General features: G+C 42.4%; 16 protein-coding genes. 13 read left to right on the top strand and 3 right to left on the bottom strand.

All coding sequences use genetic code 11. From position 1 onward, the window contains the following. The first annotated feature begins 13 nt into the window (after positions 1-13). Both ACFP56_RS05640 and ACFP56_RS05635 read left to right on the top strand, forming a co-directional pair. The gene (locus ACFP56_RS05640; RefSeq protein ID WP_379232105.1) at positions 14-1063 is read left to right on the top strand and encodes a lactonase family protein; all 1050 of its coding nucleotides are present in this window, start codon (positions 14-16) and stop codon (positions 1061-1063) included. Positions 1064-1110: 47 nt separating this feature from the next. Next, positions 1111-1329 carry a cold-inducible protein YdjO-related protein gene (locus ACFP56_RS05635; RefSeq protein ID WP_379232103.1) on the top strand — a complete coding sequence of 73 codons (219 nt, stop codon included), beginning with the start codon at positions 1111-1113 and terminating at the stop codon, positions 1327-1329. Between the two features lie 68 nt (positions 1330-1397). Here ACFP56_RS05635 and ACFP56_RS05630 read toward each other — a convergent pair whose 3' ends face one another. Both ACFP56_RS05630 and ACFP56_RS05625 read right to left on the bottom strand, forming a co-directional pair. Then, positions 1398-1712 carry a DMT family transporter gene (locus tag ACFP56_RS05630; protein ID WP_379232101.1) on the bottom strand — a complete coding sequence of 105 codons (315 nt, stop codon included), beginning with the start codon at positions 1710-1712 and terminating at the stop codon, positions 1398-1400. After that, positions 1709-2098, bottom strand: a complete 390-nt coding sequence (locus tag ACFP56_RS05625) for a DMT family transporter (protein WP_379232099.1) — start codon at positions 2096-2098, stop codon at positions 1709-1711. The genes ACFP56_RS05630 and ACFP56_RS05625 overlap by 4 nt, the downstream gene beginning before the upstream one ends. A 214-nt stretch (positions 2099-2312) precedes the next feature. Here ACFP56_RS05625 and ACFP56_RS05620 point away from each other — a divergent pair, with 214 nt between their 5' ends. Further along, positions 2313-3224 (top strand): radical SAM/SPASM domain-containing protein, encoded by a 912-nt coding sequence (locus ACFP56_RS05620; RefSeq protein ID WP_379232097.1) that lies wholly within the window; start codon positions 2313-2315, stop codon positions 3222-3224. A 273-nt stretch (positions 3225-3497) separates the two neighbouring features. Here ACFP56_RS05620 and ACFP56_RS05615 read toward each other — a convergent pair whose 3' ends face one another. Further along, a complete protein-coding gene (locus ACFP56_RS05615) occupies positions 3498-4286 on the bottom strand; it encodes a helix-turn-helix transcriptional regulator (RefSeq protein ID WP_379232095.1) in 789 nt (262 codons plus the stop codon). Positions 4287-4413: 127 nt separating this feature from the next. Here ACFP56_RS05615 and pyk point away from each other — a divergent pair, with 127 nt between their 5' ends. The 10 genes from pyk to ACFP56_RS05565 all read left to right on the top strand — a co-directional run bounded on the left by pyk (position 4414) and on the right by ACFP56_RS05565 (position 18577). Then, the gene (gene pyk / locus ACFP56_RS05610; protein ID WP_379232093.1) at positions 4414-5832 is read left to right on the top strand and encodes a pyruvate kinase; all 1419 of its coding nucleotides are present in this window, start codon (positions 4414-4416) and stop codon (positions 5830-5832) included. Positions 5833-6473: 641 nt separating this feature from the next. After that, positions 6474-8030 (top strand): ABC-F family ATP-binding cassette domain-containing protein, encoded by a 1557-nt coding sequence (locus ACFP56_RS05605; RefSeq protein WP_379232091.1) that lies wholly within the window; start codon positions 6474-6476, stop codon positions 8028-8030. 438 nt (positions 8031-8468) lie between these two features. Continuing rightward, positions 8469-9425: a hypothetical protein gene (locus tag ACFP56_RS05600; RefSeq protein ID WP_379232088.1), complete on the top strand. Its 957-nt coding sequence runs from the start codon at positions 8469-8471 to the stop codon at positions 9423-9425. A gap of 23 nt (positions 9426-9448) precedes the next feature. Next, on the top strand, positions 9449-10909 hold the full coding sequence (wsfD, locus tag ACFP56_RS05595) for a glycan biosynthesis hexose transferase WsfD (RefSeq protein ID WP_379232086.1): 1461 nt from the start codon (positions 9449-9451) through the stop codon (positions 10907-10909). Between the two features lie 19 nt (positions 10910-10928). After that, entirely contained in the window at positions 10929-12479 is a 1551-nt protein-coding gene (locus tag ACFP56_RS05590) for a hypothetical protein (protein ID WP_379232084.1), read from the top strand. A gap of 10 nt (positions 12480-12489) precedes the next feature. Then, complete coding sequence (locus ACFP56_RS05585; RefSeq protein WP_379232082.1) at positions 12490-13737, top strand: glycosyltransferase family 2 protein; 1248 nt, start codon at positions 12490-12492, stop codon at positions 13735-13737. 34 nt (positions 13738-13771) lie between these two features. Continuing rightward, complete coding sequence (locus tag ACFP56_RS05580) at positions 13772-15868, top strand: cellulose biosynthesis cyclic di-GMP-binding regulatory protein BcsB (RefSeq protein WP_379232080.1); 2097 nt, start codon at positions 13772-13774, stop codon at positions 15866-15868. Further along, entirely contained in the window at positions 15837-16691 is an 855-nt protein-coding gene (locus ACFP56_RS05575) for a diguanylate cyclase domain-containing protein (protein ID WP_379232078.1), read from the top strand. The genes ACFP56_RS05580 and ACFP56_RS05575 overlap by 32 nt, the downstream gene beginning before the upstream one ends. Positions 16692-16926: 235 nt before the next feature. Then, positions 16927-17646, top strand: a complete 720-nt coding sequence (locus ACFP56_RS05570; protein WP_379232075.1) for a YebC/PmpR family DNA-binding transcriptional regulator — start codon at positions 16927-16929, stop codon at positions 17644-17646. A 22-nt stretch (positions 17647-17668) separates the two neighbouring features. Next, positions 17669-18577: an alpha/beta hydrolase gene (locus ACFP56_RS05565; RefSeq protein WP_379232073.1), complete on the top strand. Its 909-nt coding sequence runs from the start codon at positions 17669-17671 to the stop codon at positions 18575-18577. Positions 18578-18604: the final 27 nt, after the last annotated feature.

Raw genomic sequence — 18604 nt, 5'->3', positions numbered from 1 at the left:
AGCGTGACCTGACATGTTACTATTTGTAGGCTCTTACGCGGAAGAAAACGAAAATGGAGTAGAGCTTTTTGAGTTCGATGAGGCGACCGGACAGCTAAAACAGCTTGCTGCATACAGTGGCTTGAAAAACCCGACTTTCCTCAATGTGAATGCAGAGAACAACAGTGTCTATGCTATCTGTGAGCTTGTGAATGAGGATGGTAGCAAATCTGGCGCGCTGGCCCATTTGCTTTATGACGAGCAGGGCTTTGAGCTAGTAAAGCTGCAGCCTTCAGTTGCTGGAACTACCTGCCATATTCAGCGCGATAAGCATAATAAGGCGTTGTTCGTTACAAGCTATCATGGTGGAATGACTGGTCTTATCAAGCTGAATCCTGATGGCACGTTAGGCGACTTAGCAGATGTTGTACAGCACACTGGCAGCAGCGTGGATCCGGAGCGTCAAGATCGACCGCATCCTCATTCCAGCTTTTTCAGCCCGGATGGACGTTATCTGTATGTACAGGATCTGGGTCTTGATCTACTTGTTGCTTATACATTTGATGCTGAACAATTTAAATTAATTAAAACAGGTGAAACGAAGCTGCCTGGCGGTTCTGGCCCGCGTCATCTAGCTTTTCACCCATCTAAGCCGTTAGCCTATGTGATTAATGAGCTGAATTCAACGGTGAGTGTATTCGGTTATGACGCGACTACAGGAGCTTTGAATGAGCTTCAGCATATTTCTACACTGCCAGATGGTTTTTCTGGCGAAAACGGTACAGCTGAAATTCAAGTTTCGGCTGATGGACGCTATGTATATGGCTCTAATCGAGGGCATGACAGCATCGTTGTGTACGCTGTTGATGAGCAAGGGAAATTAACGCTCGTGCAGCATATTTCCTCAGGCGGCGGACATCCTCGTCATTTTACACTAACACCATCAGGACAATACCTGCTTGTAGCCAATCGCGACAACAATAACATCGTCGTATTGAAGCGAGATGCTGAAACAGGCCAGCTGTCAACAACGGGGCAAGAGGCTTTCTCTACAAAGCCTGTGTGCCTAATTCCAATTCAATAAATGGGATCAAGAGTGAAATAACTTGTAAGTGAAGGGAAACATTTAGCGTGACGACTACTAACACAACAACAGATTTGAAACCAACTAAAATTCTTAAATGTAAAAATGCTGAATGTAAGGCTTGGGTTCGTGAGGAATTTGCACATTCTGATCAAACCTGTCCGATTTGCAAAGGACCCATGCTTCGAAGCATGCGTCATCTGCCCGCGGTACAAAATAAAGTTCCTCGTCAGCCACGCAAGCCTAAAAATGAGTTTGATGTATAAAGACATATAAGGTATAACAAAAAAGCAGCAGTGCCAAGCACAGCTGCTTTTTGTTATGGAATGCTTATTTACGAGATTAATTTAAGCCCGATCACCGAGGCGATGATAAGAGCGATGCAGAACAGTCGTGCAGCATTTTTCGGTTCTTTGTAAAAAAGGATGCCGATCATCGCACTCCCGGCAGCGCCAATTCCTGTCCAAATTGCGTAGGCTGTTCCCATTGGGAGCTCCTCGAGCGATAAGGTAAGAAACACGAAGCTAAGCCCAAACCCAATGACCATAATGCTGATGTTTTTAACAGAAATGCGCTCATTCAGCTTATTGATGCCGATGACGCCAATCATTTCAAATAAACCTGCTGCGATAACAAGAAACCAGCTCATTTGTTGCCCCCCTTGCTCGACGAGGTGTCAGATATGTTCGTTTCAGTAGCATTCTGATCAGCTGGAGGATGCTCCACTAATTTAAGCCCGACTACACCAGCAAGCAGCGTAGTCAGCAAAATGATTTTGCCAGCATGAACGGGCTCGTTAAACACAACCATCTCAACGATTACAGTACCTGCTGCGCCAAGCCCTACGAAAACAGCGTAAGCAGTACTTGTAGGCAGCTTATAGGTTGTTAAAATAAATAAATAAAAGCTTAAAATAATCGCAATAACAGTCCCAGTCCATTGCAGCGGCGTAGAGGAGTATTTAAGGCCTGACACCCAGACCACCTCAAACAAACCCGCAATGACAACGAGAACCCAATATTTGTTTTGGTGCATCATCATCCTGCCTTTCAATCTTTAACGTGTGAAGAGATTGCTCCGTTCAATAAGAAACGCATAAAAAGGATTATATCTTACGTGACATTTGCAGGCAATAGCGGTAGATATATTAAAAGGGCGTACCGAGTGACTGTCAGCAGAAGAGATGCGACAATTTACCGAAGTGTGATATGATGAGAGGGACTATATCACGTGAAGAGGCGTAATGCAAATGAGAAGATTCAAAAAATTTTATATTGAAACGACAAGCATCTGTAATTTATCCTGTTATTTTTGTCCGCCTACCGAGCGGGCTAAAGGATTTTTATCAATCGAGCAATTTACTCATACATTGGATGAAATCAAACCCTACACCGATTATATTTACTTTCATGTAAAAGGAGAGCCGCTGCTGCATCCTAAAATAGATCAGCTGCTCGACATAGCCGAAGAAAAGGGCTTTAAGGTCAATATTACGACAAATGGAACGTTGATTCGGAAAAATAGAAGCAAGCTGCTTGGCAAGCCTGCCTTGCGGCAAATGAACTTTTCACTGCATAGCTTTGACGGTGATCCTGGCAGTCGTGATTTAAAGCAGTATTTGGCTGATATATTAGAGTTTGTAAATGAGGCAAGAGCGACAACGGATATGATTTCGTCGTTTCGCTTATGGAATCTGTCAGAAAACAACGAGGAAAACGTAAAAACAAAGCGCAATCGCGAGCTGCTCGCTATGATTGAGGAAGCCTTTGACCTTGATTATGAAATTCAAGAGCGCTACAAGCCAGGAACAGGCTCGGGCATGAAAATCGCCGATCGCGTATATTTGAATCAGGATCCTCAATTCCGCTGGCCAGCACTGGATGAGGAAGAGGATGATGGGGTAGGCTTCTGTCATGCGCTTCGCAATCAAGCAGGGGTGCTTATTGATGGTACGGTCATTCCATGCTGCCTAGACGGCGAAGGAATATTAAAGCTTGGCAATGTGAATGAGCAGAGCTTCACGGACATTATTGCAGGGGAACGCGCAACCGCTATTTATGACGGATTCTCGCGCAGACAAGCGGTAGAAGAGCTGTGCCGCAAGTGCGGATATCGCCAACGCTTCGGCAAGTCGTCGAAGAAGGAAGCACTTGCACTGTAACGACTTCGCTAGCGAGCAACGGTGCACGATATTGAAAGAAAAACGGTTAGATCCACGATTGTTATGTTCGGCAGCTCAGAGGAGCGTACGACTTTAACAACGGTATCTAACCGTTTTTAGGTTGCAGTGTTGCTTGGAAATAAAAGGGGAAAGCATGAATGCAATGCGCTGCACAAAAAAATGATTAATGGCATTAATTATTATTGTGATAAACTATACTGCATTACTCTGCACTACATATTAAGTCAGTCAATTTCTGTTCATACAACATTATTAACGCCCCGTCCCTTTGCGGTCCTGCATGTAATAGCTTGGAGACTGGCCATAGGTCCGCTTGAACAAGCGCTGAAAGTAGGAAACGTCGGCATAGCCCAAATATTCGGCTATTTCAGTGATGGACAATAGCGACTCGGCAAGCATGTACATTGCGGTTTTCATACGAGCTGCATGAACATATTCACTGATCGTTTGACCGGTTCCTTTTTTGAATAACGAAGCAGCATAGCTTGGGCTGCGTCTAATGTAATCTGCCAAAATTTCTTTCGTAATCCGCTCGCGATAATGCGCCTGAATATATTGCTTCATCCGCTCAATATGAATGAGCGAAGCAGGGGCAAGCTCGCCACGATCCAGTTCGCGTTGCCAGAGTACAAGCGTCTCCATTAGAAAAGATCCGATACGAAGCAGACAGTAAGGCTGCTCCTCCTGCATTTCCTTCCAGAGCGGGCGCAAACGCTCAATACTACGCTCATATAATCCTGTTGCGGCATGGAGCCAATTATTTTTGGCGAGCATGGGCAGCATAACAAGTAAAGCATCTGATGCGGCAAAGGAAAAGCTGAATTTTTGATGCAATCCCGTCAAGGGGGAGCGTTCTTCGTATGAACAGTTAGCTGGAGCAAGAACAAATTCTCCTTTATGAGCAGTTAATGCAGCATCTGCAGTATGAAATTCGCAGCTGCCGTACGTTAAGATGTAAAAGTGAAACTGACTGTCCTGATGCTGGACCTGCTTGCTCCATTTCGAGCCTTCAGTATGAAATAGCTGTAATTGATGAATCATTTCGACACCTCGGTACACTATAGTACACCCATTATACTATATTTCATGTACGAGACGTGAAAAAAGGTCTAAAATGAAGACATTGATGAAGATGTAAAGAAGATTTCGAGTCAGAAGGAGAACAAAAATGAGCCACACTAAAATTGTATGTACAATGGGTCCATCAAGTAATTCTATCTCTATCCTTAAAGAAATGATGCTAGCAGGGATGAATGTTGCACGTCTAAATATGGCACATGGCGAGCTTGCTGATCACAGCGCTCGTATTCAGCTTGTGCGTGAAGCAGCAGAAGAGGCTGGTAAAATTGTTGCAACAATGATGGATATTAAAGGTCCGGAAATTCGCATCGGTACACTAGAGGAAGCAAGCTATGAGCTAAAAACAGGCGATACATTCACGCTAACGACAGATCCGATTACTGGAAATGGCGAGCGTGTAAGTGTTAACTACCCTGATATGACAAGCGTCATTAATCCAGGTGATGTTATTCTTATTGATGATGGTCTTATTGAACTGCATGTAACAGAAGTGCAAGGCTCTGATATGCATTGCGAGGTTATGAACGGCGGCGCATTGAAACCGCGCAAAGGCGTGAATCTTCCTGGTATCAGCACGACGTTGCCAGGTGTGACAGAACGTGATGTTATGCATATTAACTTCGGGATACAAGAAGGAATTGATATGATCGCGATGTCCTTTGTTCGTAAAGCAGAGGATGTACTCGAGGTTCGTCAAATTCTTGAAGATCAAGGTGCTTCTCATATTCAGATTATTTCCAAAATCGAAAATCAGGAAGGCGTCGACAATCTTGATGCGATTATCGAAGCGTCCGATGGCATTATGGTTGCTCGTGGTGATCTTGGCGTAGAAATCCCTGCTGAAGACGTTCCAATGATTCAAAAGGTTATGATCGAAAAATGCAACAAGGCTGGCAAGCCAGTTATCGTTGCAACACAAATGCTTGATTCAATGCAGGTAAATCCTCGTCCGACTCGCGCAGAAGTAAGCGACGTAGCTAACGCAGTGTTGCAAGGCGCAGATGCGATTATGCTTTCCGGCGAATCTGCTGCTGGTAAATACCCGCTTGAGTCCGTAAAAATGATGGCCATGATCGCAGATCGCACTGAATCTACGATTGATTATAATGAAGCATACAAAAAGAATATGAATACAGAATCTACTTCCGTTACAGAAGTGATTTCTCAAGCAGTTGTGAACAGCTCACTGCAAATTGGCGCTAAAGCTATTCTAACACCTACAGAGAGCGGATTTACGGCACGCATGGTGTCCAAATACCGCCCGAAAGCTCCAATCATTGCCATTACGCCGAATGAGAAAACATTGCGTCGTCTGTCGCTAGTACGTGGTGTATTCCCGGTAAAAGGTGAGTACGTTTCATCTACAGACGAAATGTTCAACTCTGCAATTCGCAACAGCGTTCGTACGAATCATGTGGAGTCTGGTGACTTTGTAATCATTTCTGCTGGTATTCCTAGCGGCCGCGCAGGTGCTACGAACCTAATCAAAATTCACCAAGTTGAATAGAGCATGATGAATGAGCCTGTTAGGTTAGCCTAGCAGGCTTTTTTATGTGAGAGGTCACATAATGAAAAAGCTGCAGCTTAATAGAGTGGGTTCAACGACCATACTCACAATAGCTGCAGCCTGATTCAGCGATTAACTACGCCTTTTGTAATGGCAATTCAGGGTTAGGATACTGAAATTCATTGCGAAAGCATTGCGACGATTCGTCATAGGTCGATTGTGATAGTTGAGTAGAGATTTCGAATATCGGTAACGATGGCTCGATATGTAGTGTCGAACCAACGAAGGAGCAATTGACAAATTCAAAGTCCATACAAGTTATTAAAATGACGCAGTTCGTAAACATGCAGTCTTTGAAAGCAAAGCCATCAAAGCAAATGGTTTCATTTTCAAAATGTTCATTCATGATTGCACATAGTTCCATCAGATAGTCACCTCAAAAAAATATTTCGGAATATGCTAATCGTAACAAATAAAAAATCATTTGTTTGTCAGTTTATGTATGGCGGATTGCATATACTTATCGACAAAACTCGTGAAAGATTGGTAGATCGGTATCATTTTTATGCAATAACGGTTGAGGTGAAGGGTTATTTGCGATTATAATATAGCGAGATATGAACAAAGAATAGGGTGCTTACATGAGTATATTGAATGTTGAACGTCTTAGCCATGGCTTTGGCGATCGCGCAATTTTTAATGATGTATCGTTTCGCTTGCTTAGGGGCGAGCATATTGGATTGATCGGAGCGAATGGCGAAGGGAAATCCACCTTTATGAACATTATTACAGGCAAGCTGCAGCCAGACGATGGAAAAGTCGAATGGTCTCGCCGCGTTCGTGTTGGCTATCTCGATCAACATGCGGCGTTGCAAAAAGGAATGACAATTCGTGATGTGCTGAAGGGTGCGTTTCAATATCTGTTCGATATGGAGCAGGAAATGAACGATATGTACCTGAAAATGGGTGAGGTTTCCCCGGAGGAGCTGGAAAAGCTGCTGGAGGAAGTTGGCACCATCCAGGATACGCTGACGAATCAGGATTTCTACCTGATCGATGCGAAAATCGATGAAACAGCACGTGGTTTGGGCTTGACCGATATTGGTCTGGATAAGGATGTTAATGATCTAAGCGGTGGTCAGCGGACCAAGGTATTGCTGGCTAAGCTGCTGCTAGAGAAGCCTGATATTTTGCTGCTGGATGAGCCTACGAACTATTTGGATGAGCAGCATATTGAATGGTTGAAGCGTTATTTGCAAGAATATGAGAATGCGTTTATTTTGATCTCTCACGATATTCCGTTTTTGAACAGTGTCATTAACCTGATCTATCATATGGAAAATCAAAAGCTGGAACGCTATGTTGGCGATTATGATCATTTCATGCAAGTATATGAAATGAAAAAGCAGCAGCTTGAATCAGCTTATAAGCGTCAGCAGCAGGAAATTGCTGATTTGAAAGATTTTGTTGCGCGCAATAAAGCGAGTGTAGCGACACGCAACATGGCGATGTCCCGTCAGAAGAAGCTCGATAAGATGGATGTAATAGAGCTGGCGAAGGAAAAACCAAAGCCGCAGTTTAACTTTAAGGAAGGCCGAACAGCAGGACGTCTTATATTTGAAACGAATCAGCTTGTTATCGGTTATGGCGAGCCATTGTCTCGTCCGCTGGACCTTCGCATGGAGCGCGGACAAAAAATTGCGCTTGTCGGTGCAAACGGGATCGGTAAATCAACGTTGCTGAAATCTTTGCTTGGCCTTATTCCTGCTGTGAGTGGAGAAGTAGAACGCGGTGAGAATTTGCAAATTGGTTACTTCGAGCAGGAAGCGAAAGAGGACAACTACAATACATGTATCGAGGAAATATGGAAGGAATTCCCTTCCTTTACGCAATTCGAGGTTCGTGCAGCGCTTGCCAAATGCGGTCTAACGACCAAGCATATTGAAAGCAAAATCCAAGTGTTAAGCGGTGGCGAAAAGGCTAAGGTTCGTCTATGTAAAATTATTAATCATGAGTCCAATGTACTCGTACTCGATGAGCCGACCAACCATCTTGATGTAGATGCAAAGGATGAACTGAAGCGTGCGCTAAAAGCGTATAAAGGCTCTATTTTGCTTATTTCGCATGAACCTGAGTTTTATCGCGACGTAGTAACAGAGGTATGGAATTGTGAATCATGGACAACGAAGGTGTTCTAATTTACTTCTAGGAAGAGACGAACGATGTGTTCGTCTCTTTTTTTGTACATTATAACCAGATTGTTTTTGAGTTTCTAATATTTACTTGGCAAATGATCAGAAATTTATAAATTTGTTCAGTTTTTGTTCAGAGGTAGATGATATAATTATCGCATCGAGTTTATGAAATAGATTTATTGAGGGCAGCCTTATACGCGTATGAGAAGTTATTGCCTTGTATTAGATTTATTTGGTAGTCATGAGCGCAATATGCTTTTAAGAGTGAAAGGAGCTCGAACAATTATTATGAAGTGGTTTACTTGCATTCTACTAGTAGTATTTGCAAGCGTGCTAGCCTCGTGCGACCATACTAATAACAATCATGTCAATAACGTACCTATACCTAGCCCTTCTATTCAATCCCAAACCACTGAACACAACGAAGAACGAGAGCACCTCTTGCATCGTTTTATAATTGCACAATTAACCGGAGACAATGGGATTTATACCAATTACCAGGATACCGAGCAACAGGAGTTAGTAGCCACAGGGCATGAAATACTAAGTGAATCAATGGGATTGGCTATGCGTTACTATACGCGAACGGGTCAAGAGTCGCAATTCGAACAAGCCTGGAAGCTGACTGAACGCCAATTCAATATGGAAAGTGGATTCAGTTACCGTTTTAGTCCAAAGCACAATAAGCTTTATACGGTTAACGCGGCAGTCGATGATCTGAGAATAATTAGAGCGTTGTATGAGGCAGCTGATCGATTTGAGCAGAATAACTATCGAGAACAAGCAGAGCGACTTGGAAAGCGGTTTTTAAACTATAATTCGAAAGAAGATCGCCTATTTGATTTTTATGACGATTATTATAAGATGACCAACTCATTTATTACGCTTTGCTATATTGATCTTCGAACGCTGCAGCTTATAGCAGATGAAACTGCATTAATAGAAAATATGCTTCAGCTTGTTCAGAATGGCTATTTGTCAGATGAATTTCCATTTTATGAAACGAGATATTTATATGAAGAAGCAGCCTATCAATCGGAGGACATTAACACGGTGGAGTCGTTGCTAACGATTTTATCATTGGTTGAGGTTGGAAAACAGCAAGCGAGAAGTATTGATTATATTAAAACTCAGGTGGAGCAGGGAACGCTTTATGGTAGATACTCTCGAGATGGAAAGCCGCTTACCGACATCCAGTCAACGGCGATCTATGCGATTACTGCAATCATTGGTTCCGAGCTTCGTGATGAAAAACTGTATAGGGACAGTATCGAGAGAATGGAGCAATTTCAAGTACTTGAGCAGGATAGCGAACTGTACGGAGCATATGGAGATATCGCATCACGTCAAGCCTATTCTTTTGATAACCTCCATGCACTGCTTGCCTATTCATATTAAATTAAAGAAAGTGAACATGATCTATGAGTGTAAGAGAGGATTTGCTGAAAGTCGAACAGCAACGTTTTTATACAACACCAGCCTTCGTAGCAGCAATTGGCGTGCTGCTAATTACAACTTTTGCATTATTTATCCCGCCATTCATTGGCATGGCTGATAACGGAGATTATTTTCGGATCTTGTATAGTAATGGTTTATATTTTCATGATCCACACTATGATAGTCAGTACTTAGGGTATTTTGTGAAGCAATATGGTATATTGCAATATTTTAATGAGAACGGAGCAACGCTATTTTCGTCGCAGTCGATTTTTATTAAAATGGCGCTTCAGCTCAACGAGTGGTTTTTTAGTACCGAGGTATTCGATATTCGTTTCCAGGGAGCACTTTATACCGTATTGTATGTTATTGGAATCTATCTACTGACGGAGTCATTAACATGGCAGCTTGATCGAAAGAGAGGCTATATCATAAGCCTTGTAACGATATTCCTGTTTGCAGACACGGCTTATACGGCTTATTTCAACTCCTTTTACAGTGAAAGTGTTGTCCTCATTTCGTTAATTTACATGGTTGCCTCACTTCTATTGATCTATCGGAATCGCTACAATGACTACGTCATGATGATTTTGTTTACTATTTCAAGCTTGCTGCTAACAACTAGCAAACAGCAGAATTCTCCTGTTGGCATTATTATTGCTGTAATGGGCTTGCTGCTCTTGTTCATTAAGCCAAGCAAATTATTTCGCGCCGTGACAACGATAACTTTGGCCGCTGTATTATTTGCAGGTGTAGGTTCCTATATTCTAATCAGTGATGAGTTCAAAAACATTAACAAGTACCATGCGATGAATCGAGGTATTCTATTGAATTCTCCTGATCCAGAAGCGGCACTTGAAGCGTTTGACATTGATCGACAGTATGCGGTGCTAAGCGGAGATATCTATTATTTGCCGTATACGACTGTTGATGTAAATTCAAACCTGCTGGTTGAAAACTTTTATAATCGGTACAGCTTCTTTTCAGTTTTGCTGTATTACATCTCGCATCCGGATCAGGCGATTAGCATGCTGAATAAGGCCGCACAGAACGGATTCGCGATTCGTCCTGAAGCAATGGGCAATTTCGAGCAGGCTGTAGGCAAGCCTTTTGGTGAGCAGACGTCATTTTTTTCTCTTTACAGCAAGGTGAAACAATCCATATCTCCGAAAACATTCGGTTTTATTGTCATATGGATTGTGATTATGATTGGTTTGTTCGTTCCTTCCTTTATTACAGCCTTCAAGGCTAGAGATAAAAGGGGAATGCTGCCGCTGCCGCTGATTGTGACGTTAATATTAATTGGTCTATCTGCTATATTGGTTTCGATTGTTGGCGCTGGGGATGCCGATTTGGCAAAACACCAATTTTTATTCACGGCTAGCTTTGACGTTGTAACCTATGCAGCAGTATGCAGCTTGATCGCGCGGCGACTATGGTCATGAAGGAAGGGGGAGTAACACGATGAAGCGTTATATACTGACTCTCCTGTTGATAGCCATTATATTTCCTGTAACTGCCTCAGCTGGTACGGCTCATGCTGAACAGCAAAAGCAAGTATTGCTTGTGTATGACAGTCTGTCACTTGGAGCGTCTGCGGAAGGGAATGTAGATGCATTAAAACGACTGCTTGGCGTATTTAATGTGGATGTAACTACTATTAACATCGAGCACTATGAACAAAACTTGGTTAACAGCTATTCACATGTGATCATATTGCGAAACAAGCAGAAGGATGAGCAGGCTTTTGATGATGACGCGCTGATGCATGATATGGAGCGTTACACTGGAAAGTACTTGCATATTGGGGCTAAGCCGGCTTCCAGCATGGTTCGTGCCTTGGCGCTCAAGATTAAGACAGAACAATCCCCAGCAGTGCGCCTGACAATGAATGGCTTCTCAAATGAGCTTCGCTTAAGCGATGAGCTTACGATGATTGTTGATGCGGCACATGATGCGAAGCAATATGGCAGCATTCAAGAAATGATGAGTAGTAGTACATCTCCTTACGCCTTGATCAAAGGCAATTATGCGTATTTGTCGTTTTACTTGAAAGGCGATTTAAGCGAATGGGCAGCAGGGTATGTGCTAAAGGATTGGCTGAACGTAGATCAGGCAGGCGGCATGTATGTGCTGCTAACGGAGGTATATCCTTTTTCCGACCTGGAGCTTCTTCGCGAGATCAGCGACCATTTGTACCAGGCAGGGATCCCGTTTCTTGTAAGCGCAAATCCAATATTTAGTAATTTCGATTATCCTGCGGCTAAGCGTTATGCAGAAACACTGGGCTACATGCAGGCACGCAATGGCTCGATCTTGATTGACGCACCGACCGTATCCTCTCAAACGATTAGTGCGGACTTATCAGTTCTTAGCAGCAATATTGTGTCTTACATCAATTTTCTAGTTGAACATTCCGTTGTGCCGCTCGGTGCTACCGCTGAACTGTATTGGTTTGAGGACGAGTATTATTTATCTGAAGGGTTAAGGTTCTATGATTCGGTCATTATGCTCCCGAATGTGAAAATGATGAGTAATCAACCGACTAATCGTTTGCAGGTGTTCCCATCAAGCATGTATAGTCTGGAGCTCGAGCAGTGGAAGAAGCATGCCGACAAATCACTTGTTATCGAAGACATGCCTTTCAATATTGCACTGACAATTGATATGCTGAAATCCGCTGATGAAGCTAAGCAAAAATTGGAATGGCTGTCTGAGGCATGGGTGTTATTCCGCGATTATAAGCTGGAATCCCATTCTGTTACTACCGAGCAAGCTGAAGTCGTCTCGGAAAAGGGGACATTGCGACTAAACGGTAACGATTTGCAGCTGAAGGAATTGTACATCGAGATTAGCTCAGAGCACGTATATATTGAACAAAAGGAAGCAAGCTTCGAAAAGCTGTTCACGGTACAAAACCGGATATTTATTGTACTTATAACAATTGTTCTGATTGTATTTGCTGTGTTGTTATGGATCGGATATCGCTTGTATAGAAAAAAATACGTGGAATAGGAGTTTGGGAATGACTACTGCTGATATCGTCATGCTGTTTTCAGTTTTTAGCATTTGGTCGTTATTGCTGGTTAATGTGGTATTAATTATTGCAGGCTATCTTTACTACATTAAAAATGAAAAAACTGAGATTCCACCGTTAACAGAGTATCCTTTCGTGTCGATTATGGTTCCAGCCCATAATGAGGGCAAAGTGATTATACAAACTGTACGTTCCTTGCTGGCGCTTGATTACCCCAAGGATCGCTACGAGATCATTGTCATTAACGATAATTCCTCAGACAATAGCAAGCAGCTGCTGGAAAAGCTGCAGCAGCAGTTTAGCGATAGACAGTTGATCTGTATACATACAGATGCGACGACAGGCGGAAAAGGCAAATCGAATGCATTAAATATCGGATTTGAAAGAAGTAAGGGGGAGATCATCGCGATTTATGATGCAGACAACACCCCTGAAAAAAATGCGCTGCGATATTTGGTAGCAGAGATGATGCATGATTCATCATTAGGAGCCGTTATAGGCAAATTCCGCACGCGCAACCGTGATGCGAATCTATTAACGAGATTCATTAACATTGAAACCTTGTCTTTTCAATGGATGGCTCAGGCAGGACGATGGAACTTGTTCAAGCTGTGCACCATCCCAGGAACCAATTTTATTTTGCGTCGCACCATTATTGAAGCGATTGGAGGCTGGGATGTCAATGCGATAGCGGAGGACACCGAAATTAGCTTCCAAATCTACCGATTAGGTTATCGAATCAAGTTCCAACCGAAATCAGTAACCTGGGAGCAGGAGCCGCAGACGTTGAAGGTATGGTTCAAGCAACGGACAAGATGGGTGAAAGGAAACATTTATGTCATTGTAAAAAATATTCCATTGCTGTTTAACCGATCATCTAGAAAAGTGCGGTTTGATATCCTTTATTTTTTGTCTATTTATTTACTATTGCTGTCTTCATTGCTCTTATCCGATTCCATTCTTATTATGAACGCGTTAGGTTATGTTGAGACGACGATTGCAAGCTTTAGCTCGTTTTTGTGGCTGCTTGCGATTGTACTATTTATTGTCGGTACCTTTATTACGCTCATAACAGAAAAAGGTGAGATGAGGTTATCTAACCTTTGGATTATTATGCTGATGTATATAACGTATTGTCAGCTATGGATGCTGGTAGCGGCATACGGATTATATCAATATGCGAAGGATGTTATTTTCAAGCGTGAAATCAAGTGGTATAAAACAGAACGGTTTTAAGTACGACACATCAATAATAAAAGGAAGAGAGAAGATGATGAATAAAAAATGGCTGGTGCTTGGTGTTATCCTCTTTTGTTTAATTATGGGCAATACAACTGAAAGAGCAAATGCGGAAGAAGGCTCACTGGAAACGTACACGCGACAGTTTAGTCCGGTAGCTCTTTCTGGTTACGAAACTGCAAATTATCAATATTTTGAGCTTGAAGACTACTGGAATGTTGAGGAAGCTGCTTTATATCTTGAATATAATTTTTCTTCGCTTCTTAACGTAGAGAAATCAAGTATTACGTTGTCGATCAACGGTACGCCGTTTCACTCTTTTCGTCCATCGGAAGAGCATAGCAAAGGAATCTCGATATCAATACCTTCTCATTTATTAGTGTCAGGTATTAATACGGTCATGATTGAAGGGAAGCGAACAAGCAGCACAGATGAAGGGTTGTACAATGTATGTGATGTGACGGAGAATGATAATAACTGGATGACAATTAACGATTCCTCATCTGTTACCGTATCCTATGCTAGTGCACCGATGAAGCAAAGCATTAACCAGTTTTTTGAACGTTTTATTGGACTGGATACAGTAAAATCGGTAGATCATGCTGTGGTTGTCAACAAGAATTCATCCTCTGCTGAGCTTGAGTCAGCAATCTATGGGGTTGCCGGTCTGGCAAAAGCCAAATCTGATGGAAGCCTCCCGGTTCCGCTGCTGCCAGAAGGAGATGAGAAGATTGCCGAGAAGCAGGTTGTCATATATGTTGGCATGTATAACGAGCTTCCCGAGCGCATCAAAACCGCACTGGGACAGGTTGATGTACAGCAGCGAGCGCTATTGAAGCTAATTGAGCTGGAACAGCAGCATATTTTGGTTGTAACTTCACAGAATGAAGAGATGCTGGTTAAGGCAGGAAAATATGTCGCGAATCAGGAATTGATGGAGCAGACAGCTACGAACGAAAAATGGATTGACGCAGATACAGACGTGTTAACACCAGCTGTTAACGTAAGCCGCATCATTACATTAACGGAAACAGGCGATCGATTAATGGGGCCTGCACATCAAGAAAAAAGTTATTTTGTTTCGTTGCCAGCTAATCAATCCATTGCAGAAGCGAGTAAAATTAGGATCGATATGCGGTACGCGCAGAATTTGAATTTTAATCGTTCCCTAGTTACCGTTCTTATCAACAACAAACCGATCGGCAGTAAAAGATTGTCTGAGGTTATGGCTAATCAGGATGTACTGGAGCTTTCCATTCCTAAAAATTTGGATGTGAACGGCAATTTTACAGTAACAGTAGCTTTTGACCTGGAAATAGAAGAGATGTATTGCGTCAGTCACGATCATGTGCCGTGGGCATACATCGATTCATCGTCAATGCTTCAATTAAATACTGTTGATCGGCATGATTTGCTGTTTAATTATTATCCATCAAATTTTATGCACGGTGGGGGATTTAATTCAATCGCGATCGTTGTGCCCGAGCAGCTTACTGCAACTGATTATACGGTGTTGTCGAATGTCTTTCACTTATTGGGTAGATATGCGCAAACGAATCATGGTGATGTGAAGGTATATTCGGACAACGTCGATGTAAGCATGCTGAAAAACAAACAGCTTATCGTGCTTGGCTCCTTCTCCAATAACGCATTAATTCGTCAAGTGAATGACAAGCTATACTTCCGATATGCTGCCAATGGAGAGAGCTTTATTTCAAACGAAAAGAAAAGCATTGAGTACGAATACGGTAAAAAAATAGGTACACTTCAGTTGCTTCCATCTCCTTACAGTGATGGTTTTGGCATGCTTGTCATCTCAGGTGCTGAGCCACGATATTATGAATTAGCTTCAAAATTAGTAGTATCTGAAGATAAGCTGTGGCAGTTATATGGCGATAGCATTATTACTGATCTTGATGGCCAGGTCTCTGCTTATCGATTCAAGGAGCAACATGCTCAGGCAGCACCAATACTGAATCTTACAGAACGAAAAGATGTGTTAACCTTTGTACTTTCTGCTATGGTAACAATGAGTGTAGCCATTGTGGCACTGCTGTTGCTAACACGCAAATACTGGCGCAAGCGGAGGAAGAGTAATGAAACGATTTCAAAACAGCTTTATATCTGATGTAGCGTTTCTTTTGTTCATCATAGCTTGTATTATCATTATGATGTTTATAGCTAATAATCCGAATAACTACGTCATGAATATGATCTTTTTGAATGCGGCCTTCTTAATTGCGATCATTACGTATTTTACAACGATCATTACAGGCTTGATTCTGAATCTGCTGTTTATTTTCGGGTATGGCTCATATACGCTGTATCAGGTGGCAACAATGGGCGATGTTATAAGTGGGACGAATTACTTCTGGTTAGTATTGACACCGGTTATTACGTTGCTCATTTGGTTGTTTACGCATAGCAATCGTCTGCTCCAGGAGGAAAATGAACGTCTGCTCAACAAAAATTCAACATTGGCTACGATTGATGAGACGACTAGACTGAAAAATACATTATCCTTTCAACAGGATGTGCAAACCTTCATGGCCCTATCAGTCAGGTACAAGATTCCGTTAACGCTTCTCGTAATTAACGTGAAATATTGGGATGAAATTAAAAGAGTTATGAGCACTGAGCAGTTTTCAAGCATATTGCTAGAGGTTTCAGAGCTCAGTCAATCATTGGTACGAAGCAATGATTCCTTATACTTGCTTAATAACGAAAAACCGACATGGGGGATCGTGCTATTCACGGATATTGAGGGATCTGAAATTGTTATCCAGCGCTTGAAGGATAAAATAAACGAGCTGAATGAATTCGAGTACAAGGAAAAATATAATGTTGCGATTAAACTGAGAATCGGTGCGTCTCAATTTGATGAAACAGAACCAGTATCCCCATTAGAGCTAATTGATCAAGCTAAACGTATGATGGAATTCGATGTGTAATGATGTAGAATATTGAATAAAGAACGTAAATATAATTATGTAAACAAATATGCAATAATAGTCGTTTGTATAAACCGTAAAGCAGCGGACGACTATTATTGCATATTTTCATTTAAACTGCAAACACCGATAACTTGTCTACTTTTCTTGATAAATGATGGGCTGGCATGTTTTTTTCTGATAGGAATCAGTGTTATAATATTGTTGAATATTTTATGCAGAAAGTGGGAGCAAGATGGGCCGTAAATGGAATAATATTAAAGAGAAAAAAGCTTCAAAGGATGCAAACACAAGTCGTGTTTATGCGAAGTTCGGAATTGAAATCTATGTGGCTGCAAAAAAAGGCGAGCCCGATCCTGAATCAAATCGCGCGCTTAAGGTTGTTCTTGAACGTGCGAAAACATACAACGTGCCGAAAGCTATTATTGATCGCGCATTAGAGAAAGCCAAAGGAAGCGCGGATGAGATCTACTCTGAGCTTCGTTATGAGGGCTTTGGTCCAAGTGGATCAATGGTTATCGTTGATGCATTAACGAATAATGTAAACCGTACAGCCCCTGAGGTTCGTTCTGCTTTCAATAAAAACGGCGGCAGCATGGGTGTAAGTGGTTCTGTTTCGTATATGTTTACACAAACTGCGGTTATCGGTATTTCTGGCAAATCAGAAGATGAAGTAATGGAGCTTCTCATTGAGGCAGACGTCGATGTACGCGATATTATCGTAGAAGATGAGGTTGTTATTGTGTACGCTGAGCCGGATCAATTCCAGGCGGTTCAGGATGCATTCAAGGCAGCCGGCATCACTGAGTTTAATGTTGCAGAGATCACGATGCTGCCTAATAACGAGGTTGATTTGGCACCAGATGCGCAAGCTCAATTCGAAAAACTAATTGATGCACTGGAGGATCTGGAGGACGTTCAGCAGGTATATCATAACGTGAACCTTCAAGACTAAGAGATGATAATGGAGGATTGGCATGCATATCGAAACGATTCAGCTGTGGGAGGAATTCCCTCAGGTTACATTAACAGCTTATATTCCTTATGAAATTTCGCGAGAAGGCCAGCCTGAACCAAAGCCAGCCTTGCTCGTTTTGCCTGGTGGAGGCTATCTCTACACATCTGATCGTGAAGCAGAGCCAGTCGCCCTGCGTTTCGCTTCGCTAGGATATCGTACATTCGTATTGCACTATAATACGTATTATGGCGCATCTCCCGTTACAGAAGAGATGAAAAGCAATCCTAATCCGCACGTGAAGTTCCCTCAGCCGCTATATGATGCTGCAAAAGCAATATCGGAAATTAGAAAACGGGCCTCAGAGTGGAACGTCAACCCTGATCATATTGCGGTTGCCGGCTTTTCAGCTGGCGGTCATCTTGCAGCAAGTATTGGTGTGCATTGGAACCGAGCGGATGTTGTTGAAAAAATCGGGGTGCCAGCTGATCAATTAAAGCCGAATGCATTGCTGCTCGGTTATGCACTGATTGACAACTTGCTTGCTCTTCAGCTGATGTCAGAAGAGGACAAGCAGAAATTCAGCGATCTGTATACGATGATCAACAAAGCGATGTTTGGCGATCATGAAGCTACCGAAGAAGAATTGAAGCAATTGACCCCTACACATTACGTAGGTGCTCATACGCCGCCAACCTTCTTATGGCATACGTCTGAAGACGATCTTGTTTTATCTGCACATTCCTTTACATTTGCGCTTGAGCTTAGCAAGCATCGCATTCCGCATGAGCTGCATGTATTTGAAAAGGGTGGGCATGGCTTGTCACTAGCGGATGAAACGACTGCTTCGCATCCTATTCAGATTAACGCGGCTGCTGCCGAGTGGGTTCCGTTGGCTCACAAATGGCTGAAACTGCATTTTAAAGCATAGATTTGATGCAATATCTCGTTTAAAAAG

Origin of the sequence: Paenibacillus septentrionalis (assembly GCF_042659865.1) — a bacterium.
GTDB classification, from domain to species: domain Bacteria; phylum Bacillota; class Bacilli; order Paenibacillales; family Paenibacillaceae; genus Pristimantibacillus; species Pristimantibacillus septentrionalis.
This window is presented reverse-complemented; position numbering and strand designations above follow the sequence as displayed.

Bases quoted from the DNA above. Each gene is read 5' to 3' on its own strand.
- ACFP56_RS05620 (WP_379232097.1), top strand. From the start codon at position 2,313: ATGAGAAGATTCAAAAAATTTTATATTGAAACGACAAGCATCTGTAAT.
- ACFP56_RS05625 (WP_379232099.1), bottom strand. From the start codon at position 2,098: ATGCACCAAAACAAATATTGGGTTCTCGTTGTCATTGCGGGTTTGTTT.
- ACFP56_RS05570 (WP_379232075.1), top strand. From the start codon at position 16,927: ATGGGCCGTAAATGGAATAATATTAAAGAGAAAAAAGCTTCAAAGGAT.
- ACFP56_RS05615 (WP_379232095.1), bottom strand. From the start codon at position 4,286: ATGATTCATCAATTACAGCTATTTCATACTGAAGGCTCGAAATGGAGC.
- ACFP56_RS05590 (WP_379232084.1), top strand. From the start codon at position 10,929: ATGAAGCGTTATATACTGACTCTCCTGTTGATAGCCATTATATTTCCT.
- ACFP56_RS05605 (WP_379232091.1), top strand. From the start codon at position 6,474: ATGAGTATATTGAATGTTGAACGTCTTAGCCATGGCTTTGGCGATCGC.
- pyk (WP_379232093.1), top strand. From the start codon at position 4,414: ATGAGCCACACTAAAATTGTATGTACAATGGGTCCATCAAGTAATTCT.
- ACFP56_RS05580 (WP_379232080.1), top strand. From the start codon at position 13,772: ATGATGAATAAAAAATGGCTGGTGCTTGGTGTTATCCTCTTTTGTTTA.
- ACFP56_RS05565 (WP_379232073.1), top strand. From the start codon at position 17,669: ATGCATATCGAAACGATTCAGCTGTGGGAGGAATTCCCTCAGGTTACA.
- ACFP56_RS05630 (WP_379232101.1), bottom strand. From the start codon at position 1,712: ATGAGCTGGTTTCTTGTTATCGCAGCAGGTTTATTTGAAATGATTGGC.
- ACFP56_RS05575 (WP_379232078.1), top strand. From the start codon at position 15,837: ATGAAACGATTTCAAAACAGCTTTATATCTGATGTAGCGTTTCTTTTG.
- wsfD (WP_379232086.1), top strand. From the start codon at position 9,449: ATGAGTGTAAGAGAGGATTTGCTGAAAGTCGAACAGCAACGTTTTTAT.
- ACFP56_RS05585 (WP_379232082.1), top strand. From the start codon at position 12,490: ATGACTACTGCTGATATCGTCATGCTGTTTTCAGTTTTTAGCATTTGG.
- ACFP56_RS05640 (WP_379232105.1), top strand. From the start codon at position 14: ATGTTACTATTTGTAGGCTCTTACGCGGAAGAAAACGAAAATGGAGTA.